This window comes from Amycolatopsis magusensis, assembly GCF_017875555.1.
In the GTDB taxonomy this organism is placed as follows: Bacteria; Actinomycetota; Actinomycetes; order Mycobacteriales; family Pseudonocardiaceae; genus Amycolatopsis; species Amycolatopsis magusensis.
In genome coordinates this window covers 6,784,967-6,807,394 of record NZ_JAGGMS010000001.1, presented here as the reverse complement: position 1 = coordinate 6,807,394, position 22,428 = coordinate 6,784,967, and the positions used below count along the sequence as shown (strand labels likewise).

The 22,428-nt window shown below is 68.9% G+C and carries 22 protein-coding genes; 10 read left to right on the top strand and 12 right to left on the bottom strand.

Translation table 11 applies throughout. The features are described from left to right. Positions 1–9: 9 nt before the first annotated feature. Positions 10–612, top strand: coding sequence for a class I SAM-dependent methyltransferase (locus tag JOM49_RS30230; RefSeq protein WP_209667583.1), 603 nt, complete (start codon positions 10–12; stop codon positions 610–612). Between the two features lie 29 nt (positions 613–641). Here JOM49_RS30230 and JOM49_RS30225 read toward each other — a convergent pair whose 3' ends face one another. Genes JOM49_RS30225 through JOM49_RS30200 form a run of 6 tightly spaced genes read right to left on the bottom strand, consistent with a single transcriptional unit; the run spans position 642 to position 8,161 of the window. Next, complete coding sequence (locus JOM49_RS30225; protein WP_209667582.1) at positions 642–1,649, bottom strand: LacI family DNA-binding transcriptional regulator; 1,008 nt, start codon at positions 1,647–1,649, stop codon at positions 642–644. An 11-nt stretch (positions 1,650–1,660) separates the two neighbouring features. Continuing rightward, positions 1,661–2,671 (bottom strand): LacI family DNA-binding transcriptional regulator, encoded by a 1,011-nt coding sequence (locus JOM49_RS30220; protein ID WP_245369529.1) that lies wholly within the window; start codon positions 2,669–2,671, stop codon positions 1,661–1,663. 14 nt (positions 2,672–2,685) lie between these two features. Continuing rightward, positions 2,686–5,133 carry a glycoside hydrolase family 2 protein gene (locus JOM49_RS30215; RefSeq protein ID WP_209667580.1) on the bottom strand — a complete coding sequence of 816 codons (2,448 nt, stop codon included), beginning with the start codon at positions 5,131–5,133 and terminating at the stop codon, positions 2,686–2,688. 24 nt (positions 5,134–5,157) lie between these two features. Next, positions 5,158–5,979 carry a carbohydrate ABC transporter permease gene (locus tag JOM49_RS30210; protein WP_209667579.1) on the bottom strand — a complete coding sequence of 274 codons (822 nt, stop codon included), beginning with the start codon at positions 5,977–5,979 and terminating at the stop codon, positions 5,158–5,160. After that, positions 5,976–6,917 carry a carbohydrate ABC transporter permease gene (locus JOM49_RS30205; protein ID WP_209667578.1) on the bottom strand — a complete coding sequence of 314 codons (942 nt, stop codon included), beginning with the start codon at positions 6,915–6,917 and terminating at the stop codon, positions 5,976–5,978. The genes JOM49_RS30210 and JOM49_RS30205 overlap by 4 nt, the downstream gene beginning before the upstream one ends. After that, entirely contained in the window at positions 6,884–8,161 is a 1,278-nt protein-coding gene (locus tag JOM49_RS30200) for an ABC transporter substrate-binding protein (RefSeq protein WP_209667577.1), read from the bottom strand. Before JOM49_RS30200 ends, JOM49_RS30205 begins: the two co-directional genes overlap by 34 nt. A 388-nt stretch (positions 8,162–8,549) precedes the next feature. Between JOM49_RS30200 and JOM49_RS30195 the strand changes: the two genes are divergently transcribed. Further along, positions 8,550–9,263, top strand: a complete 714-nt coding sequence (locus JOM49_RS30195) for a Crp/Fnr family transcriptional regulator (RefSeq protein WP_209667576.1) — start codon at positions 8,550–8,552, stop codon at positions 9,261–9,263. Positions 9,264–9,269: 6 nt separating this feature from the next. On the opposite strand, the gene JOM49_RS30190 is transcribed toward JOM49_RS30195, so the two are convergent. Continuing rightward, entirely contained in the window at positions 9,270–9,776 is a 507-nt protein-coding gene (locus tag JOM49_RS30190; RefSeq protein ID WP_209667575.1) for a Pycsar system effector family protein, read from the bottom strand. 282 nt (positions 9,777–10,058) lie between these two features. Between JOM49_RS30190 and JOM49_RS30185 the strand changes: the two genes are divergently transcribed. Genes JOM49_RS30185 through JOM49_RS30160 form a run of 6 tightly spaced genes read left to right on the top strand, consistent with a single transcriptional unit; the run spans position 10,059 to position 16,677 of the window. Continuing rightward, entirely contained in the window at positions 10,059–10,751 is a 693-nt protein-coding gene (locus JOM49_RS30185; RefSeq protein ID WP_209667574.1) for a Crp/Fnr family transcriptional regulator, read from the top strand. A gap of 36 nt (positions 10,752–10,787) precedes the next feature. Next, positions 10,788–12,032: a hypothetical protein gene (locus JOM49_RS30180; protein WP_209667573.1), complete on the top strand. Its 1,245-nt coding sequence runs from the start codon at positions 10,788–10,790 to the stop codon at positions 12,030–12,032. Further along, positions 12,029–14,344 (top strand): hypothetical protein, encoded by a 2,316-nt coding sequence (locus tag JOM49_RS30175; RefSeq protein ID WP_209667572.1) that lies wholly within the window; start codon positions 12,029–12,031, stop codon positions 14,342–14,344. The genes JOM49_RS30180 and JOM49_RS30175 overlap by 4 nt, the downstream gene beginning before the upstream one ends. Further along, complete coding sequence (locus JOM49_RS30170) at positions 14,341–15,396, top strand: hypothetical protein (protein ID WP_209667571.1); 1,056 nt, start codon at positions 14,341–14,343, stop codon at positions 15,394–15,396. The genes JOM49_RS30175 and JOM49_RS30170 overlap by 4 nt, the downstream gene beginning before the upstream one ends. 41 nt (positions 15,397–15,437) lie before the next feature. Then, on the top strand, positions 15,438–15,767 hold the full coding sequence (locus JOM49_RS30165) for a hypothetical protein (RefSeq protein WP_209667570.1): 330 nt from the start codon (positions 15,438–15,440) through the stop codon (positions 15,765–15,767). Between the two features lie 25 nt (positions 15,768–15,792). Beyond that, positions 15,793–16,677 carry a crotonase/enoyl-CoA hydratase family protein gene (locus JOM49_RS30160; RefSeq protein WP_209667569.1) on the top strand — a complete coding sequence of 295 codons (885 nt, stop codon included), beginning with the start codon at positions 15,793–15,795 and terminating at the stop codon, positions 16,675–16,677. Between the two features lie 11 nt (positions 16,678–16,688). Here the strand turns inward: JOM49_RS30160 and JOM49_RS30155 are convergent, their stop codons facing one another. Genes JOM49_RS30155 through JOM49_RS30140 form a run of 4 tightly spaced genes read right to left on the bottom strand, consistent with a single transcriptional unit; the run spans position 16,689 to position 20,259 of the window. Further along, positions 16,689–17,681: an alpha/beta hydrolase gene (locus JOM49_RS30155; RefSeq protein WP_209667568.1), complete on the bottom strand. Its 993-nt coding sequence runs from the start codon at positions 17,679–17,681 to the stop codon at positions 16,689–16,691. Between the two features lie 46 nt (positions 17,682–17,727). Beyond that, positions 17,728–18,864 (bottom strand): mandelate racemase/muconate lactonizing enzyme family protein, encoded by a 1,137-nt coding sequence (locus tag JOM49_RS30150; RefSeq protein WP_209667567.1) that lies wholly within the window; start codon positions 18,862–18,864, stop codon positions 17,728–17,730. Continuing rightward, the gene (locus JOM49_RS30145; RefSeq protein WP_308158924.1) at positions 18,861–19,778 is read right to left on the bottom strand and encodes a dihydrodipicolinate synthase family protein; all 918 of its coding nucleotides are present in this window, start codon (positions 19,776–19,778) and stop codon (positions 18,861–18,863) included. The genes JOM49_RS30150 and JOM49_RS30145 overlap by 4 nt, the downstream gene beginning before the upstream one ends. A gap of 19 nt (positions 19,779–19,797) precedes the next feature. After that, the gene (locus JOM49_RS30140) at positions 19,798–20,259 is read right to left on the bottom strand and encodes a MarR family winged helix-turn-helix transcriptional regulator (RefSeq protein ID WP_209667566.1); all 462 of its coding nucleotides are present in this window, start codon (positions 20,257–20,259) and stop codon (positions 19,798–19,800) included. 92 nt (positions 20,260–20,351) lie between these two features. On the opposite strand from JOM49_RS30140, the gene JOM49_RS30135 reads away from it, so the two are divergent. After that, positions 20,352–20,768 carry a Rid family hydrolase gene (locus tag JOM49_RS30135; protein WP_209667565.1) on the top strand — a complete coding sequence of 139 codons (417 nt, stop codon included), beginning with the start codon at positions 20,352–20,354 and terminating at the stop codon, positions 20,766–20,768. Between the two features lie 115 nt (positions 20,769–20,883). Next, positions 20,884–21,798: an IS481 family transposase gene (locus JOM49_RS30130; RefSeq protein WP_209667564.1), complete on the top strand. Its 915-nt coding sequence runs from the start codon at positions 20,884–20,886 to the stop codon at positions 21,796–21,798. Here JOM49_RS30130 and JOM49_RS30125 read toward each other — a convergent pair. Beyond that, positions 21,795–22,409, bottom strand: a complete 615-nt coding sequence (locus tag JOM49_RS30125) for a TetR/AcrR family transcriptional regulator (protein WP_209667563.1) — start codon at positions 22,407–22,409, stop codon at positions 21,795–21,797. The two genes, JOM49_RS30130 and JOM49_RS30125, sit on opposite strands and share 4 nt — an antisense overlap. Positions 22,410–22,428: the final 19 nt, after the last annotated feature.

The window sequence follows — 22,428 nt, the reverse complement described above, 5'->3', positions numbered from 1 at the left end:
GGTGAGCCGATGGCGCCGAACGAGCTGAAGCCGTACTGGAACACCAATGTGGCCCGGCACCCGGACATCCTGCGCGCCGTTCCCGCCGGTTGCGCGCACGCGCTGGACGTGGGCTGCGGTGATGGCCTCCTGGCGCGGAAGCTCGCCGGCCGGGCGGAGCACGTCACCGGCATCGACACCTCGGCGGAGATGATCGCCCGCGCCCGCGAGCGGCTGAACGCCACCTTCGTCCAGGCCGACTTCCTCACGGCCGACCTCCCCGAGCCGGGTTACGACTTCCTCTGCTCGGTCACCGCCATCCACCACATGGACTTCGACGCCGCGCTCACGCGCATGCGCGAGTTGCTGAAGCCGGGCGGAACGCTCGTCGTGGTGGGCCTCGCCCTCGACTCGACCGCGCTGGACTGGGCACGGCGGATCGCGACGGCGCCCGCCGTGAAGGTCGTCAAACTGGCGCGCCGCGCCCACGGCCCGGACGGCATGCCGGCTGCCCAGGCGACGATGACCTACGGACAGGTGCGAACCGCGGCCCAGCGAATCCTGCCGGGCGTGCGGTACCGCTGGCACGTCCTGCGCCGCTACTCCCTCACCTGGACGAAACCACTCGACTGAGCGGCGGCGTACGGCCGGGCTCCCCTCCCTCAAGCGGGTCCGGTGCTCGAGCGGACCCGGAGTTCCGGGTCGGCGGTTTTGACCTGCGAAGGGCCGTCGCCGGGGTGCAGGAGCAGGGTGACCGCGGCGGCACCGCGTTCGGCGGTCGGGCGGCGCACGGCGGTCAGCGCGGGGCGGACCAGGCGGCACAGGGCCGAGTCGTCCCAGGCCACCACCGAGACCCGGCCCGGCACGTCGAGGCCCAGTTCCGTGGCGACCCCGACGGCGGCCACGGCCATCACGTCGTTGTCGAACACCAGCGCGGTGGGCGCCCGCTGCCCGGTCAGCAACCGCCGGGTGATGCGGCTGGCGGCGTCGTCGGAGTAGTCCGCCGCGGTCAGCACCCGCGCCCCCGGCAGGCCGGCGGTGGCGGCCAGGAAGGCGGCCGTCCGCCGCTGGGTGTGGACGAACTCCTCCGGCCCGGCGACCCGCACGATCTCCCGGTGCCCCAGCGTGGTCAGGTAGTCGACGACGAACGCCATGGCCTTCTCGTCGTCGGTCCACACGGAGGACAGGCCGAGATCGGCCTGCGGCTCCCCGAGGATCACCGCCGGGAGGCCCAGGTCGGTCACCAGCTCCACCCGCGGATCGTCCACCAGCAGGTCGACCAGGAGGATGCCGTCCACGCGCCGCTCGGCCCACCACCGCCGGTAGATCGCCAGCTGCGCCGGGGCGTTGTCGGTCACCTGGAGCAGCAGCGAGGTCGGCCCGCCCGCGAGCGCGGCCTGGATCCCCGAGATCAGCTGCATGAAGTACGGCTCGATGCCGAGCACCCGCGCCGGGCGGTCCACCACCAGCCCGATGGCGCCCGCCGGACCGCCGGAGAGCACCCGGGCGGCGGTGTTCGGCACCCACCCGAGCGTGGCGGCGATCTCGTGGATGCGGCGGCGGGTGTTTTCCGAGACCCCGCGCTGGTTGTTCAGCGCGTAGGACACGGCCCCGGTGGACACCCCGGCGGCGCGGGCGATGTCGGCGATCGTGGGACGTTTGGCGGGCACCGGCAGTCTCCTCACGGGTGGCGCGGACCAGGCCGGGCGGTGCTGTGCCGGACCACCAGCCGCGGCAGGTGGTCCACGCGGGTGCTCACCGGCTGCCCGTCGATGTGGTGGAGCAGCAGGCGCGCGGCGTGCGCCCCGTAGGCGGCCACGTCCCGCGAGAGGGCGGTGAGCGCGGGCCGGGCCAGCTCGCACAGCGCGGAGTCGTCCCAGGCGATCAGCGACAGGTCGCCGGGCACGGTCAGCCTGCCGCGTTCGGCGGCCCCCAGCGCGACCACGGCCAGCACGTCGCTGTCGCAGACGACCGCCGTCGGCCGGGGCCGCCGGTCGAGCAGCCGCCGGGCCGCCGCCGCGCCCTCGTCCCCGCTGTAGTCGGTGTTGATCACCACGGCCGGTGGCAGGTGGTGGCGCTGCAGGGCGTGCGTCATCGCCGCGGTGCGCGTGGCGGTGTGCCGCAGCCGCGCCGGGCCGGCGATCCGGCCGATCCGCCGGTGTCCCAGCGCCACCAGGTGGTCGACCACGGCGTGCATCGCGGTGGTGTCGTCGCTCCACAGCCCGGGCAGCGGCCCGAGGCCGTCCGGCCCGCCCAGCACCACCGCGGGCAGGCCGCACCGGGCCAGTTCGGTCACCCGCTCGTCGGCGGCGGCCAGGTCGACCACGAGCACCCCGTCCACGTGCATCCGCGTCCACCAGCGCCGGTAGGTGCTGATCTCCTCGCGGTGGTCCCGCACGACCTGCAGTTGCAGCGCCACCTTGCGCCGGGCGAGTTCGGACTCCACTCCGGACACCAGCGACATCAGGAACGGCTCCAGCGCGAGGAACCGGGCCGGGCGGGCGAGCACCAGGCCCACCGCGTCCGCGCGGGTGACCCGGCCCGCGCGCGTCACCCCGTACGGCCGCCAGCCCAGTTCGTCGGCGATGCGCACGATCCGGCGCCGGGTCGACTCCGACACGCCCGTGCGGCCGTTGAGCGCGTAGGACACCGCGCCCTTGGACACGCCCGCCTCCCGGGCGATGTCCGCCATGGTCGGCCGCCGCATCACGGACGGACGGCCAAATCGGCCGGGTGGGTGGCCAGGACGTCGTTGACGCACCGCAGGACCGGCCGCGTGGTGAAGGCCGCCGGGTCGACGCCGGGACCGTGCTGGATCCGGAAGGTCGCCGACCCACCCGGGAGCACGGTCACCAGCGCCTGGTCCACCACGGCGTCCGGGGCCACCCGGTCGGCGAACAGGCACAGGTCCCGCAGCAGCGAGCGGGCCCGGACGGTGACCACGCTGCCCTCGCCGCCGGAACGCGCGGTCACGTCGAAGTCGGGTTCGGGGTAGGCCAGCAGGCGATCCTTGGCGAAGAACCACACCGCCCGGGCCTCCCCGGCGGTCACCACGATCAGCTCGCACGCCGGATCGACGGTGTCGGAGATGTCCGCCCTGAGGTGTCCGATGTGGACGGATCTGGGCGCGGCCTCGAAGGGCGAGGTCGTCCGGGCGAGGACTTCACCGCCGAAGGTCATCCGCTCGACCTGTGCCTCGCCGCTCCACGCGGTGTCGGTGTCGTTGAGGACGGCCACGGCGAGGCCGTCCTCGTGCGGCTGGACGGTCAGCCGCCGATCCTCGTGGGCGTCCCTGAGCGCGTACCAGAGCAGCTTGCGGCGTCCGGCGCTGTCGATGGCCGCCCAGCTCATCGACGGCCAGCAGTCGTTGAGCTGCCAGACCACCGTGCCGGTGCACCGCGGCCACAGCGAACGGAAGTGCTCGACCCCGAGCAGGATCGCGCGTGCCTGGTTGAGCTGCGTGAGGTAGTGCCAGTCGTCGTGGCCGGTGACCGGGCCGAAGTGCTCGGCGAGCCCCCTGGCGAGCTTTTCCGCGCCGTTCTCCGCTTTCTGGTGCGTCAGCACGGCGGGGGAGTCCGGTTCGAGTTCCGAGACGGCGAATCCGTCGAGCGCGGTGCGGTGCGCCGGTGGCCCCTGGTAACCGAACTCCGCGACGAAACGCGGGCGGTAGGTGCGGTAGTCCTCGTAGTCGCGGTCGTTCCAGACGTCCCAGATGTGGATGGGCCCGTGATCGGGGTCGTTGGGGTGGAGCGCGGGATCGCCCGAGTACGGACTGCCCGGCCAGTACGGGCGGTCCGGGTCGAGGCGGGCGACCACCTCGGCCAGCGTGCCGAAGTAGAACCCGGCGCCCCAGGTCCGCTCGCCCAGGCTGTCTTTCCAGTCCCAGTCCCAGAACCCCCAGATGTTCTCGTTGTTCCCGTTCCACAGCACCAGACTCGGGTGCCGGGCCAGCCGCCGGACGGCGTCCTCGGCCTCGGCGCGCACCTCGCTGGCCAGCGGCTCCTCCTCCGGGTAGGCGGCACAGGCGAACAGGAAGTCCTGCCACACCAGCAGTCCGCGCTCGTCGGCGGCGTCGTAGAAGCTGTCGCTCTCGTAGATCCCACCGCCCCACACGCGGATCAGGTTGACCCCTGCTTCGCAGGCCTGGTCGAGCCGGGCGGCGTAGCGCTCGGGGGTGATCCTGGGGAAGAACACGTCGTCCGGGATCCAGTTCACCCCGCGCGCGAGGATCGGCTTTCCGTTGACGCGGAAGGTGAACGGGGTTCCCTCGGCGTCGGGTGTGGTGTCCAGTTCGACACTGCGGATGCCGATCCGCCGCTCCCAGGTGTCCAGCGTCTCTTCGGCGGTCTGGAGTTCGATGTGGACCTCGTGGAGCGGCTGCTCGCCGTGTCCCCGAGGCCACCACAGATCCGGGTTCTCGACGGTCAGTTCGAGAAGCGCCTCGCGCTGCCCGGCCGGGATAATGACCGTTTCCCGATGCGCCCGGCCGATCCGGGCGGTGGCGACCAGTTCGTGCGATCCGGTCCGTTCGACGCCGACGTGCAGCTTCACCCGGCCGGTGCCGTCGGCGTCCACCGTGACCTCCGGGCGGACTTCGGCCAGCCGCGCGGTGTGCCACCGGTGCACGCCGATCGGGCGCCAGATGCCGCAGGTGGTGTACTGCGGACCCCAGTCCCAGCCGAAGTTGCAGGCCGCCTTCCGGATGAACTGGAACGGTTCGGGGTAGGGGCCGGGCCGGTCGCCCAGTTCGTCGCGCATCCGCTGCGCGTACCGGACCGCCGAGCGGAAGGTCACCGCCAGTTCGTTGGCCCCGTCCCGCAGCGCGCCGCGCAGGTCGAACCGGTGCGTGCGGTGCATGTTCATCGCCGAGCCGACGGGTTTCCCGTTGAGCGTCAGTTCCGCGACGGTGTCCAGCCCTTCGCACACCAGGTCCACGCGTTCGTCCTCGCCGTCGAGGCTGAATTCGCAGGTATAGCGCCAATCCGACTCACCGATCCAGGCGAGTTCGGCTTCGTGGTCGCCCACCAGCGGGTCCGGGATCAGCCCGGCGGCGAGCAGGTCGGTGTGCACCGTGCCGGGGACCTCGGCGGGGATCGGGCGGCCGTCGGCGGACTGCACGCGCCAGCCGTGGGCGAGCGGGGTGACGGTTCTCATCACGGGTCCGTTCTTCTAGGTCGGTCACTTGGTCGCACCGGAGGCGAAGCCCTGGTAGATCCAGCGCTGCAGCAGCAGGAAGACCAGCAGGGTGGGCAGCACGACGATGATCACGCCCGCCGAGATGACCTCCCACTGCGCGCTGAACGGGCCCTTGAACCGGAACAGCGAGGTGGAGATGACCCCGAGGTCGCGCGAAGGCATGTACAGGAAGGGGATGTAGAACTCGTTGTAGATGGCGATGCCCTTGATGATCACCACGGTGGCGATGGCGGGTTTGAGCATCGGCAGGATGATCCGCCAGTAGATCCCGAGCCGGGACGCGCCGTCGAGAGCGGCGGCTTCGTCCAGTTCCCGCGGGATCGAGCGCATGAACTGGACGAAGATGTAGATCGAAACGATGTCGGTGCCCATGAACAGGGCGATCGCCGCCGCCCGCGTGTCGAACAACCCGAGCTGGTTGACCACCTGGAAGGTGGCCACCTGCGTGGTCACGCTCGGCACCAGCGTGGCGAGCAGGAACGCGGCCAGCACGGCCCGCCGCAGCCGGAAGCTGAAGCGGTCGATGGCGTAGGCGGCCATCGAGCCGATGAGCACGGTGCCGGTGACCGAGGTGACGAGGATGATCAGGGTGTTGGCGAAGGCACCCACCATGCCGCCGTCGACCAGCGCGGTGGCGTAGTTGCTCAGGTTGAACCAGTTCTCCGGCGGGGTGAAGGGCCCGCTGCCCCGGAACTCGGCGTCCTCCTTGAGCGAGCCGAGGAAGATCACCACCAGCGGCACGAGCATCACCAGGCTGATCAGGACCAGCGAGGTGTAGGAGAACACCCTTTTCCGCCGGATCATGCGCGCACCTCGTCCTCGGGCACCAGCCGGCGCTGCACCCAGGTCACCAGCAGGATCAGCACGAGCAGGACCACCGCCATCGCCGAGGCCAGCCCGACCTTGCCGAACTTGAACGCCAGGTCGATGGTCTGGATGACGAAGGTTTTGCTGCCGTTGGCGCCGCCGGTCATGATGTAGGGGATCTCGAACACCGACAGCGAGCCCGCGATCGCCAGGATCGCGGTGAGGCCGACGATGTTGCGGATGCTGGGCAGGATGATGTGGCGGAACTGCTGCCACCGGTTCGCCCCGTCCAGTTCCGCCGCTTCGTACAGGTGCGGGGAGATCGACTGGATGGCGCCGAGGAAGAGCACGAAGTTCAGGCCGAGGTAGCGCCACACCGAAACCCCGGCGAGCGAGTAGTTCACCGTGTCCGGATCGCCGAGCCAGGGGTGGCCGTCGAGGCCGGTGACCGACAGCAGCGCGTCCAGTGTCCCTTCCGGACGGAAGAAGTAGAGGAAGACGAAGCCGATCGCCACGCCGTTGATCAGGTAGGGGAAGAAGATGATGCCCTTGAACAGGTTCGCGAACCGGACCCGGAAGCTGAGCACGGTGGCGAAGTACAGCGCCAGCGCGAGCTGCACGAAGGCCGCGCCGAAGTAGTACAGGCTGACCCCGAGCACGTCGACCAGCTCGGCCCGGCTGACGATCTGCTCGTAGTTCTCCGTGCCGACGAACTCCTGGCGCGGGCTCAGCCCGTCCCAGTCGGTGACGCTGTAGAAGAACATGCTCACCACGGGCACGTAGGTGAACAGGGCGAGCAGGAGCAGCGGGGCCAGGAGGAACAGCCACGGGGTGGCCCCGCCGCGCCGCCGGGTCGCGGGCCGCCGCACCGCCGCGGCCTCGCGCCCGGTGATCGTGGCGGTCAGGAGGTCACCTGCGACTTCGCCTCGGCCCACCGCTGGTTCAGCTCGCCGAACACGTCCTCTTTGGACTTCCCGTTCGCGCCGCGGGCCGCGTCGATCAGCGTCTGGCGGTACGTGGGCTGGTAGAGCCCGATCTCCGCGGTCTTGTCGATCTTCTTGACCAGCGCGTCCTTGCTCCGGTCCAGCTCGAAGTAGGTCACGCCGAGGTCCTCGAAGTCGGTGAGGCTGTCCGGTTCCGGGCCGCCCAGCAGCGGGGTGAACCCGCCCTGCGCGGTGGCGTAGCCGGACTTGTCGGCGAACCAGTCCACCCACGCCCTGGCGGCGTCCTTGTTCTTCGAGTGCACGCTGACCGCGTTCTTGTAGTCACCGGCGATCGCGGAGTGGAACCTGCCGCCGACCTGGGCAGGGAAGGGGAGGTAGCCGAGGTCCTCCGGGGTGGCCGACAGTTCGCGCACCTGGGTCAGCGCCCAGGAACCGAGCACCATCGTGGCGATCTTGCCCTCGCCGATCGCCTTCTTGGAGGTTTCCCAGTCGGTCGTCGTCGGGTCTTCTTCGGTCAGTTTCCCGGCCACCGCGTCGAAAAGGAGCGTGTCGACGATCTCCTGGGGGTCACCGGGGGTCCAGGGCGCGTCGGAATCGGCCAGCCGCGTGATGACGTCGGGCTGCCCGGCCACCGAGGCGCGGAGGTCCTCCCACTGCGCGAGCGGCCAGCCGTTGCGGTAGTTGGTGTACAGCGGGGTCGCGTCGGTCTTCTCGCCGATCGCGCGCAGGGCGTCGAGGAACTGCGCGGGCGTGGTCGGCGGGGCGGTGACCCCCGCCTGCTGCCAGAGCTTCTTGTTGTAGACGAACCCGAAGGCGTTGCCGGTGATGGCGATGCCGTACGCCTTGCCTTCGAAGGTCTGCTCCGGGACGAACCGGTACTTCTTCTCCAGTTCGGCGGCGTCCCCGAGCGGCTCGAAGTAGGAGGGCAGCTGCTCCGGGGTGATCGATTCGGGGATGAGCAGCACGTCGCCGTAGTCCTGGCTGCTCATCCGGATCTTGACTTCGCCCTCGTAGTCGGTGATCCCCTGGAAGGTGACCTTGACCTCGGGGTGCAGCTTGGCGAACTCCTGCTTGTACTGCTCGAACACGGTGTCGACCAGGTCGGTCCGCTGGGTGAGCACGGTGATCTCGCCGTCGATCCGGCCGTCGGCCCCCGAATCGCTCCCGGCCGAACACCCGGACAGGGCCACGAGCCCGGCCGCCGCGAGCACCAGGATCCTGCTTCTGCGCTTCATCGCTTCGCTCCCTCAGTGCCCCCGGGGGACCTCGGTGTCCCCGTGCCCGGGCGGCGAAAACGCTACGCGCGGCGAAGTTAAGCGGTCAAGCAATCGGCTCGCTTGCCGTACCGCGCGATCATCTGCCCGCGCACGCGGTCGCTTGCTGAGATCGTCTGATAGGCGCGCTGAACTGGGCTTATGTAGGGGCGGCGGATGTGGGCACAGCGCCGGCCATGGTCGGCCGGTCGGCACTTAACCGCTCAAGTTCCACTGAACTGTTTAAGTTGCCCCGCCGCACAGTCGAACCGCGGTGACGGCGGGTCAGCGGCCTCAGGAGAACTCGATGAGGCTTGTGCACCTATGCGGCAGCGGTGAGCCCTGGCGAGGCCGCTCATTCGGACCTACCATGCTGACCGGGGACGGGAGGTTCGTCGTGGGGAGTCCGAGGACGACGTTCCCGCAGGGTAGTTTCCTGTCGGGTTTGTCTCAGGGGCCGCAAGAAGCGCTGTTGGCGATGGGGACAGCGCGAGAGTTCGAGCCTGACAGGGTGCTCTTCCGAGAAGGAGAATCGACCAATCACGCGTTCCTCCTAGTCGATGGGTGCGTCAAGGTCACTGGGACCACCCCGGAAGGTCATCTCGCATTGCTGGCCGTCCGGGTCGGCGGTGACCTGGTCGGTGAACTGGCGGCGATGGACGGGCAGCCGCGAGTTGCCACGGTGACAACAGCCGGCCGAGTTCGGGCCCGTTTCCTCAGCCAGGCCGACTTTCGCCGGTCTCTCGCCGGCTTTTCCGAGATCGCCATCGCAGTGAGCAGCAGCGTGGGAGTCAAGCTCCGCTGGGCCACGCGCCGGCGGATCGATTTCGGCAGTCGCGAGGTCCGGATCCGCCTGGCCCGTGTCCTTGCTGAGCTGGCCGGAAGCTACGGGATTCCGTCCGGGGAGCATATCCGGATCGGGGTTTCTCTCACCCAGCCCGAACTCGCGGCACTGGTAGGCGCCGCCGAACCCACGGTGCACCGAGCCCTCGCAGGTTTGCGACGTGAGAACATCGTCGAAACCGGCTACCGGCGAGTCTGTGTGTGCGACCGAGCGCGACTCGGCGAGGTGGCTGACGGTTGATTCCGATCATGGGAACGCCGCGGTGAACATCAAGCCCAGACCAGCCGGAAAGAGCGCACACGTCCCGGCCAGGGCGGAGCGCACATGGCGGTGCTTCCTCATCGCCAGTACCGCCAGCAAGCGGATGACATCGTGAGCCTGAGCGCACTGTTTTCGCAGTGGCACGTGAACGAGGTCCGCGGAGCCTGCGGCAACACTCGGGAAGGCGAACCGGTTGTCGCCCGACGGCGCTGCTGTTCGAGGCCGAATCGCCTGAACCAGGTGGAATGATGAGTGGACGTAGGCGATGGCGAAACAGACCAAGATCGAGAGTATGACGAGCCGCGACACAGCTCCGGTCGGCGGTTTGCCGAGCATGCCGAGCTGGGCCGTGACCAGAGCCGCGATCATGGTCTGAACTGCGACCACGGTCCGCGCCTTCTCGTCGGCGTGTTGCACCAGGCCCTGGAAGAACGCGATCGTGTGCAATGCCGTACTGAGCTCGGTCTCTGATCCATCCCGCGCCGTTCTCATCCTGGCCGGTGTCCTTGAGCTGGGATTACGCATGTCGTCCTCCGAATTTGGTAATGACGATCGTCGCGGCCGGACGTTCGGAAGATCCCATCCCGAGATGTTTTTCCCCGGGCCCAATCGGCCATTTTTTGTACTTGAGAACCCGCCTTCTGACGAGGTCTTCCCAGCAAATCTGTGCGATCTGTGGAAGGCCGCCCGAAAGCGCGCCGGGCGCTACCGGCTCGGGAGAGGGGAGCGGAGCTGAATCAGCAAACATGGCCTGTTGACAGCCTGCTTGGCCGGATGTCCGTCCGGACCAGGGTCGGATTCCTCGAACTGGGTACCGCTGTCACCTACCGGCCGCGACAGAAGGTCATCCACCAGGGTGAGGAGAGCCATCACGTCCTCGTCCTGCTCGAGGGGTTGATGAAGGTCTTCGTGGACACCGAGTCCGGGCGTCCGGTGTTGCTCGGCCTCCGCGGGCGGGGAGACCTGCTCGGAGAGATGTCCGTACTCGAGGGTCGTAGACGTTCCGCGAACGTGATGACCTGCACTCCTACTCAAGTGAGGCTGATCAAGAACGCCCAGTTCAGGAACTTCCTCGACCGCCACCCGGACGCTTGGGCAGCGATCGCGGCTTCGCTGAGCGCGCGTCTGCACTGGGCGAACAACAGACGAGCCGAATTCGTCGCGTGCCCCGCACCGGTACGCGTGAGTCGCGTGCTCGCCGAGATGGCGCGACGACATGGGCTTCGCGCCTCGGACGGGTGGACCCTCGATGTGTGCCTGACCCAGGCCGAGATCGCTTCCCTGGCCGGAGTGGCGCTGGCCACGTTCGAGAAAGCCCTCCAGTCGTTGCGCGACTCGGGACTCGTACGCCGACGGGCGCGACGGATAGTAATCACCGATCTCGCCGGGCTGGCCCGGTTCAGCGTCTTGAACCGCCAGAACCCGTATCAGTATGGGGTCCGCCAGGCGGATGTGGCTCAGAGTTAGGAGATCCCGCGGAGTGATCTTCTAGAGGAGGGCACGTTGCTGAAGCAGACGGAATTCTCCAGGGCACTGTTCCTGGCTGTCGACGCGTGGAAGTACGGGTCTAGAGACGGGCATCAACAGTGGGAGCTCCAGGAAGCGTTGTCGGACGCGGTGTCGGCCGCTGCGGCTATCGCGGGACTGGACCGGGCGACCTGGCAGATCCAGGCTGGCGGTGACGGCTTCTTGGCTGTTGTCCCGGATGGTGGAGCAGAACAGCGGTTGGTCTACCGGTTCGTGGAGGAGCTCGACGATCAGCTCGCGCGCTTCAACTGTGCTCGACGCCCCGAGGCGCGCCTACGGCTCAGGGTTGCGATCCACCACGGTGGCGCGATCGCGGCGGCCTTCGGCTACGCCTCGGACGGAGCGGTTCACGCGTGCCGGCTCCGCGATGCGGAGTCGGTGCGAGCCGCCTTGACCGGCCTGCCCGGTAGCAACCTGGTGCTGGTGTTGTCCCAGGCGATCTTCAAGGGATCAGTGCAGCAGAACCTCGTCCGGTCTTCTGCGGAGGACTTCGTACGGGTCCAGGCGGACGTCGTGGAAAAGGGCTTCCGTGAAGAAGCGTGGGTGCGCGTACCCGGAGCGACGGCAGACCAGGTCGCTGCAGTGGTCAGCCCTGCCGCGTTGGCGCTCTGCCTGCGTCTCGACGGGACTCCACGGGACATACCGGGTTTCATCGACTCGGTCGTGTCCGAGGCTTTCGAGAAGGCTGGGATCTCGCTTCCCACTCAATCCGCCGAGAGAGAAGGCAGAGTCGGTCTTTCGCTGCACGTTGACGTGCCGGTCGAGCGGGTGCTGGGAGTGTGGTTGCACTATCTGGCGGAAGGACTCGCAGCTCAGGCGCCACGAACGCGAGTCGCGGTCGGTGTGGCACTGGGCGACCTGCCGACCGCCCGCGCACTGGCCGATTCCGAAACTGCTGCAGGGGTGCTGGAGGCCGCCGGAACACCCGTGGTGATTGCGGTGTCCGACGAGGTGTACCGACGTTTTGTCGTGGGTTCGGTGACCCGGATGGTGCGGTCGGGCGACTACCGGCAGGTGGACATAGCTTCTGGGGGTTGGCTCCGGGTTCCCGGGTACTCTGTGCCTCCTGAGCCCGCTGTACTCAGCCAGGACACGGCCACCACGGCGCCTGCGATACCCAATGGTGCGTACCACGGCCCTGTTTCGACGATCGGGACCGGCACCTTCCATGGGCCGTTCGTCGTCGGGACGATGAACAGTCTCGGCTGGACGGGCCGATGAGCGACGGCAAGCCGCCGGCCGCGGCACCGCAGCAAACACCACCGCCGCAAGCGCCTCCCCCGGCTTCCGCGCCGGCTCCGGGAGGCGGCAGGCCCCCCGCCAAGGACGGCAGTCCGCAGAAAGGCCCGGACAAAGGCGAGAAGCCGCAGGCCGACGATGATACTCGCGCCGAAAACGACGCCCTCATCCTGGGCGACCGCTTCTACTCCAAGAAATTGTCACAGTACCGGCCCAAGGCGTCCATAAAACACGCGTACATCAACGACCTGCAAGTGGGGGACCGGTACGAGATCTTCGTGGGGCACCAGGTCGCCCACAACTCGGGTTCGGTCCGCGAGGATGTGCTCGAGTGGGTCAGAAAGCGCTACCTGCCGGTCGACGGGCATGCGGAAATGGCGAGAACTCTGGAGCGGAGACGGCTACTCGTGTTGCGCGGGGAGCCGGGCACCGGCCGGGTCACCACGGCGCTGCACCTGCTGGACCAGCTCGCGAAGGGCCGGGTGTACCGGCTCGACACCGGCAAGAATGTCAAGTCCCTCACGAGCAGCGCCTTTCCGAAAAGATCGGCGGGATATGTGGCCGAAGTTTCTCGTCGGGTCAGCCGTGGGCTGACCGAGGAAAACCTGGACGGGTTGCGCGACCGGCTCGAGAAGGCCTCGTCGTATTGCGTGCTGGTCGCTGAGGCCGACTCTCGCCGGGCCGAGGTTTTCGGCGGCTACGCTTTCGAATACGTTGCGCCCGATCCCGCGAGACTGCTGGCGAAACACATTGAGCACGAGGTCACCGCCGAGGATTCCGCTGATGTCGAGGCCAAGTTGACTCTCCTGCAGGAGGCGGCGTGGACGTCTGAAGCCTTGGGCCCATCCCCCCGTCCACTCGAATCGGTACGGGTAGCGGCCCTGCTGGCCCAGCACGCTCGTGGGGAGATCAGCCAGGAAAAAGTGGAGTGGGAAGCTGCCCAAGCAGTGCACTACCAGGTCGCTGAATGGTTCGTCCCATTGCAGGGGCTCGCACCGGGGCCGGAACTGGACGACGCGCTGAGACTCGGTGCCTTCCGAGTGGCGCTCGCGGTACTGAACAAGTCGCCATACACCCTGGTCGCCGAGGCAGCCGAGATACTGGGCGACAAGTTCGTCGATGCCACCGGCAAGGATGAAAAGCGACGGCTGTCGTTCTTCGCCGATGATCAGGCGAGTCGCCTGCCCGGCCTCCGAGCCAAGATCATCGACGGGTATGCGACCTTCGGTCGTACCCGTTTTCCCATGCCCTTGCTGCAGTTCCACGACCCGCGTTACCCGACGGCCATCCTCGACCACGTGTGGCGGACCCATCAGCGGATGCGAGCCGCAATCGACTCGTGGTTGCTAGACCTGGGTAAGGACCACCGGCCGATGCTGTGGGTCCGCGCGGCGCAGGCGACCGGATATCTCTGCCGGAGTGACTTCGCGCACGGCTACACCAAAATGATCAGCCCCAACGCGATGACGAACCTTTCGGAGGAGGCCGCCTTCACTCGGAGGAGGTCGGCCGCGATCGCCTTGGACCAGGCCGCCAGGGACGACAACCTCCAGCCGGCCATCATGGAACGCCTTCAGAACTGGCGGCGGTACGGGCACCGGCCACTTCGCTGGACAGCGGCGGCGACTTACGGGTTCACACTGGGGCGCGAGCACATCGACGTCGCTCTCGAAGAGTTGCGTGTGCTCGGCACGCCATCGGAGACCCAGGTGGTGTTCGACGATGGGGAGGAGTGGGACGTCGTCGGCATTGCCGCGCACAGTGTGGCCAAGTTGCTCGCCTTCGGCAAGATCACCGAGGTGCTCGACCGCCTGCGTCTTTGGTTCGACAGCGATCGGAGTAGTCTTCGCCGTCTCGCCTTGCGGAGCCTGAGGCAGTTGGCGAACCTTTACGGCTTCGAGCTGGACTATCTCGAGATGTCCGTGGAGGACGAGCGGCCCGTCCTACCCGGTGGTGCGCAACAGTGGCCGTTGCTGCTGACTTTGCAGTGGCAGGATCCGCGGCTCACCGAGCCGATCGCGGCCTTATTGAGGAAAGCTCTCCGCACCAGGGAGGGTGACTACCTGACCAGGTATCTCCTGGCGAGATGGGTTCGTTCGGGCGAACACGATCTAGCGTTACTCGTGGTGCTGGAGGACTTCCTCGTCCATCTCGTGGTCAACCAGAGTGATGCCCAACGGCTGACCTATCTGATCGACCGGCTGACGAAGGACTGGGCGGATCCGTTGCGGCCGGAGGTCGCTGACCGACTCATCGCAGCGATCGGATCACGAAATGAAATGAGGGTCGAATGAGTGAGCAAAGGCTCGAAGAGGACACCGAACAGCCGGAAGATTCCACAGAGGAGAAGCAGGAGCGGTCGAAGGTGGTCGAGCGGGTGCAACAGCCGGACCCAAGCTGGCGGGACGCGATGGGCCAGTACGGCAACCCCGCTATCCGCACCCTGGAAGCGTCGGTGTACACGCCCATCGTGGGTGATGGCCGGATCAGCAGGCTGAACTTCATGCGCAAGCGACCGGCGATGCGCCCATGGGTCGCACGGGTGTTCGTTCAGGGAAGTGGCAAGTTGGTCAGTTTCTCGAGAGATAAGCAGCCAACGGCTGGCGAACTGCTGTGGGGCGCCTACCACACGCTCTACGAAGTCGATCTTTCATTGCGGCAGCTTTCCCTGGAAATCACCCTGCCGAGCCTCGGCGACGCATTCGTCTTCCGCGCGGAGGTGGATATCCAGTGGCGGGTGACCAAGCCCAATCTCGTGGTCGCCAAGGGCATCGAGGACATCCGGCCGGTGCTCATACCGGATCTTCTCGGAGCGCTCCGGCAGTCGAGCCGTGCACTCGAGGCCGCAGCGGTGGAAACCGCGGAGCGGGCGGTCAACGATAGGATCGACGGTGCCTGGTGGGAGGCAGAGTACGGCCTGCGCACAAAGGTGTTCGTGCGACTGCGGATGGACGAGCAGAAGGAGCGCAATGTTCGGCTGGCAGCCGAGGTCCAGGCTTTCAAGCAATTGATCGCGGAGGGTGATCTCGACCAGTTCGCGCTGCAACTTGCGCAGAATCCGCAGCAGGTCGAATCCGTGGTCCACGCGCTCGTCCAGGAGCGAGATACCCACCGCCTTCAGGTTTTCGATTTCATCACCCGGCTCATCGAATCCGACGCGCTCGACCGCTGGCAGATCGACGACCAGGTACGGGTGATGATGCACTGGATGCAGGCCTCGATCAGCCGGGTACTCACTGGCACCGATACGGCGAGGCCGCTCCCCTTCGAAGACCGGCTGACGGAGGGCCCGCCGCCGACTCAGAACGGGTCACGTCCACACGCCAACGGCGCGCGAGGTACCTGATGTGGCCCCTGTTCCCGCTCACCCTCCTGAACACTGTTCTCATGGTCGTGGTGGTCTGCTTGACGATTCGTTTCGTGCTGCCCGTCGCACTGAGGAGCGTCGTCGAACCCGCTCGAGACTTCGTCATGGTGGTCGCGGCCTTGCTGGTACTGCCGGAGTACTTGGTCAGCAGGAGGCATCGGCTCGACGGGCGAACGCCACCCCAGTTGGCGTACCTGTACGGCGACGGAGTCGCGAGACTCGCTTGGGCGGGAGATCGAGCCGTCGTCCTCGTGTTGCGATCACTCGCACGGGCAGCCACCACCGTCCATCCGATCGTCGTCGGCCTGTTCGTCGTCATCTGGAGGGTGGCCGTGGCAATCTCGGAATGACTTCTACAGGGCTTAACCTGCGTCCATGAGCACGAAGACGATCACCCGTGAAGTCAGCGACGGCATCCTCACGATCACGCTGGACCGCCCCGAGCAGTTGAACGCGTTCACCGTGACCATGGCCGAGGAACTCGAAGCCGCGTTCGTGGAGGTCAACGACGACGACGAGGTGCGCGCGGTCATCGTGACCGGGGCGGGGCGGGCGTTCTGCGCCGGGATGGACCTGAGTTCCGAGGGCAACGTGTTCGGCCTGGACGGCGACCGCACGCCGGGCTTCGCCGACCTGGCGGACCTCGACGACCCGGAACTCGCCCGGATCCGGGACACCGGTGGCCGCGTGACGCTGGCGATCCACGACTGCCGCAAGCCGGTCATCGCCGCGATCAACGGTGCCGCGGTCGGCATCGGCGCGACGATGACGCTGGCCATGGACGCGCGGCTGGCGTCGGCCAAGGCCCGCATCGGGCTCGTGTTCGGGCGGCTCGGCGTGGTCCCGGAAGCCGCGTCGACCTGGTTCCTGCCGCGCGTGGTCGGCCTGCCCACCGCGCTGGATCTCGCCTACAGCGCCGACATCCTCGACGCGGCCCAGAGCCACGAGGCCGGGCTCGTGCGGTCGGTGCACGAGCCGGCGGACCTGCTCGACGCGGCCAGGGAGCTGGCGGACCGGTGGACCCGCGGCCGGTCGGCGGTGGCGGTCGCGCTGACCCGCCAGATGATGCGCCGCAACCCGGCGAGCCCCGGCCCGGAAGACGCTCACCGGGTGGACTCGCTGGCGATGTTCTACACCAGCATCGGCGACGGAACCGAAGGCGTGGCCGCCTTCCGTGAGAAGCGCGACGCCCGGTTCACCAGCCGCGCGTCGGACATGCCTCCCTTTTACGAGGACTGGCTGGACTCCACCCGCGACTGAGCGCGGTGGGTCTAGCCGGTGATCGCCGTCCCGAGTGCCCGCATCGAGCTGTCGCGGAAGGCTTCGACCAGTGGCGCGCCGGGCACCAGCGAGACGGCGCCGTGGTACATGCCGGGGACGACTTCGACCTGGCAAGCCACCCCGGCTTCGGTCAACCGGGCGGCGTAGGCGAGGTCCTCGTCGTGGAACAGGTCGAGGTCGCCCACGCCGATCCACGCGGGCGGCAGGCCGGACAGGTCGGCGCGCCGGGCGGGCACCGCGTACGGGCGGTCCTCGCCGGCGGCCGAAGGGTGCCCGAGGTAGGCGGCCCAGCCGAACCGGTTCGACGCCGGTGTCCACACCAGAGCGTCCGGCCGCTCGGCCAGCGTGGTCCGGTCGTCCAGCATCGGGTAGACCAGCAGCTGGAAGCACACCGGGAGGTCGCCGGTGTCGTGCGCGCGCTGGGCGAGCGCGGCGGCCAGGCCACCGCCCGCGCTTTCCCCGCCGACCGCGATCCTGGCCGGATCGACGCCCAGCTCACCCGCGTGCTCGTGCAGCCAGCGCAACGCGGTGAAGCAGTCGTCCAGGCCCGCCGGGAACGGGTCCTCCGGGGCGAGCCGGTAGTTCACGCTGACCACGGTGATGCCGAGTTCGCGCGCGAACCGGCCGCACGCGGTGTGGTCGGTGGCCGCGTCGCCCATCACGTACCCGCCGCCGTGGATCCACAGCAGCGCGCCCGAGGGCCGCGTGCGGCCGGGCACGTCGTACACGTAGACCTCGATGCCGCTGGTCAGGAGCCGCCGCTCCACTTCGACCCCGTCGGGGATCGGCGCCGGGGGGATGGGTGCGAGCCGGATGAGGCGCAGCATCGTCCGCGACTTGAGCGCGAGGGGCAGCCGCAGCATCGACGGGCCGCGCAGTTCGGGCGCCACCGCTTCGAGCAGGCGTGCCCGCGCTCGTACCCCGCGTGCCACCGCCGCCGCTCCGGCGGCGAACATCGCGGCCACTACCAGCCTGCTCTTCATCGGCGGTTCTCCTCCGGGGGTCGGTTGCCGCCAGGTTAGCCCGCGATCACATCCAGGCGGTCGAACCGTCCGGCCGGATCGGGACCCGCCGGTGCCAGCGCACCCAGTCGTCGGCGCGCAACGCGGCTTCGTCGATCTCCACACCCCAGCCGGGGCGGCCGGGCCGTAGTTCCAGGTGCCCGTCGACCGGTTCGTACGGGTCGGGACACCAGCCGACCGTCTCCGGCTTGAATTCCAGGATGCCGAAGTTCACCGTCGCCGCGGCGAAGTGCACGTTCGCCGCGGTGGCCAGCGGGCCGAGCGGGTTGTGCGGCGAGACCGGTACGTAGTGCGCCTCGGCGAGGGCGGCGATCTTGGTCATCTGCGTCAGCCCGCCGACCACGCAGGTGTCCGGTTGCACGATGTCCGCGCCGCCGGCGGTCAGCAGCGCCAGGAACTCGTTCGGGGTGTAGAGCGACTCGCCGGTGGCCAGCGGGACCCGCAGTTCCGCGCGGATCCGGGCCCATGCCGGGATGTGCTCGGGCCGCAGCGGTTCCTCCAGGAACATCGGTTCGTTCGGGGCCAGTGCCGCGCCGAGCGCCACCGCCTGGCGCGGTTCCCACAAGCAGGCGTGCGCGTCGAAGGCGAACTCCCAGTCGTCCGGGTGCGTGGCCCGCACGTCGGCGAAGTAGTCGCCGAGCGCCTTCGCCACCAGCCCGAAGCGCGTGCGGTGCGGATCGCGGCGGTACGGGCTCAGCTTGAACGCGGTGAACCCGTCGCGCTCGTGCAGTTCCGCCGTCCGCTCGCGGAGTTCACCCACGTCCGGCGCCGAATACAACCCCGCGTACACCCGCACCCGATCCCGCACCGCGCCACCGAGCAGCCGGTACACCGGCACGCCGAGCGCGTGCCCGGTGATGTCCCACAGCGCGTGGTCGATCGCCGCGATCGCGGCCAGGCCGAGCGCGCCCGGCGGGAACCGGCACGACTGCAGCAGGAACCGGTTGACGAACGCCGGGCGGGTCGCGTCCATCCCGCGGATCTGGGCGAACAGGTAGTCCAGCAGCGGCGGCACGGCCAGGTCGGGGCCGTGGTTGTACACCTCCGCCCAGCCCGCCACGCCCTCGTCGGTGGTGATCTTCACCAGCACCCGCGGGCGGTCGCCGACGCGCTGCAGGAAGGTGTCCAGCCGATCGATCCTCATGCGACGGTCAGCGCCGGGATTTCGCCCAGCCACGGCGAAATCACGTCGGACACCTCGCGGGCGCCGGTCTCGGACAGCACGTGGCTCGGTGGCCGCACCTCGCGGCGGCACAGGCCGCGCTGGTGCATCGCCTCCTTGACCACGGACACGTTGCCGGCCGAGCGGTCGCGGGCCCGCAGCTCCTCGAACGGGCGGATCCGCCGCCACACCGCGGTCGCCGCTTCCCGGTCATCGCGGCGCAGTGCGTCGAGCAGCGCGAGCGAGAGCGCGGGTGCGAGGTTGACCAGTCCGGAGGTGAAGCCGCGGGCACCGGCCTGCCAGTACGCGGGCGCGTAGGACTCGGCCAGCCCGGCGATCCACAGTAGACCGTCACCGGCTTCGGCGGCGGTGGTGGCGAAGACGACCGGGTCGGGCACCGAGTACTTGAGCCCGACGACGTTCGGGGCCCGGCGCGTGAGTTCGGCGATGTGCTGACCGCGGACGGCGGTGGTGCTGAGGTAGGGCAGCACGCCCAGTTCGGGGACCGCGGCCGCCACCGCCGCGTTGTACTCGACCCAGCCCGCCGCGGCCAGGTAGGGGAGCGCCGGCTGGTGGACCATGATCGCGTCGGCCCCGGCGTCGCGGGCGAACCGGGCGTCTTCGGCCGCCGTGCCGAGGTCGAACCCGACGCCCGCGACGATCGTGGTGCCCGGCCCGCAGGCCGCGCACACGCTGGTCAGCACGGCACGGCGTTCGGCGGGGGTCAGCGCGTAGAACTCGCCGGTGTTCCCGTTGGGCGTCAGCACGCGCACGCCGTGGGCGACCAGCCGCCGGGCCAGCGCGGTGACCAGGCCGTGGTCGACCGCGCCCCCGGCGTCGTAGGGCACCACCGGGAGGCCGATCACGGTGGCCAGCCGGTCGGCCAGACTGCTCACGAGGCGGCCCTCCCGGTGCTCATTCGAGATCGATGGGGCGTACCCGCAGTTTCTCCGCGATGCGGGCCAGTGCCTGCTGGTCGGTGGCGGTGAGCGGGTCCAGGACGAACTGGCGCACCGCGCGCACGTGGGTCGGCGCGGCGGCGACCACCACCTCGTAACCGCTGTCGGTGAGCGCGGCGAGGGTGTACCGGCCGTCGTCGGGATCAGGGGAGCGCTCCACCCAGCCGCGCTGCTCGAACCGCTTGACCACGTTGGAAAGCCGCGAAAGCGAGCCGTTCGCCAGGTAGGCCAGTTCGCTCATCCGCAATCGGCGCTCGGGTGCCTCCGAGATGTGGCTGAGGGTGAGGTACTCGAACAGCGTCAGGCCGGCGTCGTGCTGCAGCGGCGCTTCGAGCCGTCCGGGCAGCAACAGCACCAGCGAGATCAGTCCGGTCCAGGCCTCCTTCTCGGCCGGGTCCAGCCACAGCGACTCGTCCATGGCGGAACCATACCCACCGCCGATGACTTTACGCTTGAAGTGAATCCGTGCTAGGTTGACTTCAACGTTGAAGTCAATCGAGAGGGTGCCCCATGAGTGAGCCGCAGTTCTTCGCCACGCCCGGATACGGCGACACGCAGCTGAAGAACATGCACTACAACCAGGCGCTGCGCGTCGGCGACCGCGTGGAGATCTCGGGGCAGGGCGGGTGGGACGACGAGTTCACCTTCCCGGCCGACCTGGAGAAGGAGATCGTCCGCGCCTTCGACAACGTGGAGCGCACCTTGGCCACGGCAGGCGCGACCTGGCGCGACGTCGTCAGCGTGAACTCCTACCACATCCCCGAGCCCGGAGCCGATTTCATCGGCGAGGTCCACGGCCGCGTGATGGTGGAGCAGATGCGCGAGCGCATGGGCGACCGCGCGCCGATCTGGACCCAGATCGGGGTGCCCGCCCTGGGCGCGCCGAACATGCGGGTCGAAATCCGGGTCACCGCGCTCGTGGGCTAGGTGTAGTGACCATGGACGTTGTTGACGGTTGAGCGGCGCGTCGGGTTGTTCATGAGGAAGACCTCCGTGTGGGGTGGAGGTGTCTGACGCCTTCTACCGCACAACGGAGGTCTTCATGTCCCACCGTAATGCCCGGTTGACCGTGTATGGGCGGCGGCTGCTGGTGCAGCGGGTCACCGCGGGGCGCCCGGTCGCGCACGTCGCCGCGGAAATGGGAGTGTCCCGGGCGACCGCCCACAAGTGGGTCCGCCGCTATCGGCTCGAGGGCGAACACGGCCTGCATGACCGGTCCAGCCGCCCGCGTCACTGCCCCCGCCGCACCACGGCCGAGGCCGAATCCGCGATCCTGGCCCTGCGCCGCTCACGCCGGCTCGGCCCCGCCCGGATCGCCGGCATCCTGGGCCTGCACGCCTCCACGGTGCACCGGGTGCTGACCCGCCACCACGAACGCGCACGCCCCGGCGAACTGGTCCACGTCGATGTCAAAAAACTCGGCCGGATACGCGACGGCGGCGGCTGGCGCGCCCACGGCCGTGACAGCCCCCAGCGCCACGCCGCCCGCCGCGCACCACGGGCGGGCTACGACTACGTCCATTGCGCCATCGACGACCACACCCGCCTGGCCTACGCTGAGATCCACCCCGACGAGACCGCCACCACCTGCGCGGACTTCCTGCGCCGAGCAGCACAAGCACTCGCCGCCCACGGCATCCCGGCCATCGAACGGGTCATGACCGACAACGCCATGGCCTACCGACGTTCCCGCGCCTTCGCCCACGCACTCACCGACATCGGCGCCACCCACCGCCTCACCCGCGCCTACCGGCCCCAAACCAACGGCAAAGCCGAACGCTTCAACCGCACCCTCACCGAAGAATGGGCCTACGCCCACACCTTCACCAGCAGCAAGCAACGCGCCGACACCCTGCCCGACTTCCTCCACACCTACAACCACCACCGAGCCCACACCGCACTCGCAGGCCAACCACCCATCACCCGCGTCAACAACGCATCAGGGCAATACAGCTAGGCGCTCGTGCGGCGGGCGGCGGACAGCGCGCCGCCTGCCGCACGCAGCAGCAGTTCGCGGAGCCGGTCTTCGCTGATGTCCGGTTTCTCCAGCCACTGCGTCAGAACCGCTTCGACGAAGGCGATCCAGCCGTGCACGGCATGGCGCAGCACCGGGGTCTCGGGCAGCGGCGGTTTGCCGAGTTCGGCGCCCGTCTGCCGCAGTCCCTCGAGCATCATCTCGGCCTGGCGGTCGCGTGCCGCCTGGATGATCGCCCGCAGTTCGGGGTCGGCGCCGGTGTGCTGGGCGAGCAGCAACCGGGTGCTTTCCCCGTACTCCTTGGCCCACGCGATCACCGCGTCCAGCACGGCCGCGGTCCGCTCGCCCGCCGGCAGCGCCGGGTCCGGCGCGGTCCGGTCCGCCAGCGCGTCACCGGCGGCACGCACGATCTCCCGGTACAGCGCCCGTTTCCCGGTGAAGTAGTAGTACAGCAGCCCTTTCGCCAGCCCGGCTTCGGCGGCGATCTCGTCGATCGACACCGCCTCGTAGCCGCGCCGGGCGAACAACCGCCTCCCGGCCTCGAGCAGCGCGCGCTCGGGATCGGGGTGGCGCCCGCGGGAAGGCCTGGTCACCTGCGCACCCTACCCGGGT

Bases quoted from the DNA above. Each gene is read 5' to 3' on its own strand.
- JOM49_RS30165 (WP_209667570.1), top strand. From the start codon at position 15,438: ATGGTCGTGGTGGTCTGCTTGACGATTCGTTTCGTGCTGCCCGTCGCA.
- JOM49_RS30230 (WP_209667583.1), top strand. From the start codon at position 10: ATGGCGCCGAACGAGCTGAAGCCGTACTGGAACACCAATGTGGCCCGG.
- JOM49_RS30195 (WP_209667576.1), top strand. From the start codon at position 8,550: ATGCTGACCGGGGACGGGAGGTTCGTCGTGGGGAGTCCGAGGACGACG.
- JOM49_RS30140 (WP_209667566.1), bottom strand. From the start codon at position 20,259: ATGGACGAGTCGCTGTGGCTGGACCCGGCCGAGAAGGAGGCCTGGACC.
- JOM49_RS30215 (WP_209667580.1), bottom strand. From the start codon at position 5,133: ATGAGAACCGTCACCCCGCTCGCCCACGGCTGGCGCGTGCAGTCCGCC.
- JOM49_RS30150 (WP_209667567.1), bottom strand. From the start codon at position 18,864: ATGAGGATCGATCGGCTGGACACCTTCCTGCAGCGCGTCGGCGACCGC.
- JOM49_RS30130 (WP_209667564.1), top strand. From the start codon at position 20,884: ATGTCCCACCGTAATGCCCGGTTGACCGTGTATGGGCGGCGGCTGCTG.
- JOM49_RS30155 (WP_209667568.1), bottom strand. From the start codon at position 17,681: ATGAAGAGCAGGCTGGTAGTGGCCGCGATGTTCGCCGCCGGAGCGGCG.
- JOM49_RS30135 (WP_209667565.1), top strand. From the start codon at position 20,352: ATGAGTGAGCCGCAGTTCTTCGCCACGCCCGGATACGGCGACACGCAG.
- JOM49_RS30170 (WP_209667571.1), top strand. From the start codon at position 14,341: ATGAGTGAGCAAAGGCTCGAAGAGGACACCGAACAGCCGGAAGATTCC.
- JOM49_RS30210 (WP_209667579.1), bottom strand. From the start codon at position 5,979: ATGATCCGGCGGAAAAGGGTGTTCTCCTACACCTCGCTGGTCCTGATC.
- JOM49_RS30175 (WP_209667572.1), top strand. From the start codon at position 12,029: ATGAGCGACGGCAAGCCGCCGGCCGCGGCACCGCAGCAAACACCACCG.
- JOM49_RS30200 (WP_209667577.1), bottom strand. From the start codon at position 8,161: ATGAAGCGCAGAAGCAGGATCCTGGTGCTCGCGGCGGCCGGGCTCGTG.
- JOM49_RS30220 (WP_245369529.1), bottom strand. From the start codon at position 2,671: ATGGCGGACATCGCCCGGGAGGCGGGCGTGTCCAAGGGCGCGGTGTCC.
- JOM49_RS30190 (WP_209667575.1), bottom strand. From the start codon at position 9,776: ATGAGAACGGCGCGGGATGGATCAGAGACCGAGCTCAGTACGGCATTG.
- JOM49_RS30185 (WP_209667574.1), top strand. From the start codon at position 10,059: ATGTCCGTCCGGACCAGGGTCGGATTCCTCGAACTGGGTACCGCTGTC.
- JOM49_RS30160 (WP_209667569.1), top strand. From the start codon at position 15,793: ATGAGCACGAAGACGATCACCCGTGAAGTCAGCGACGGCATCCTCACG.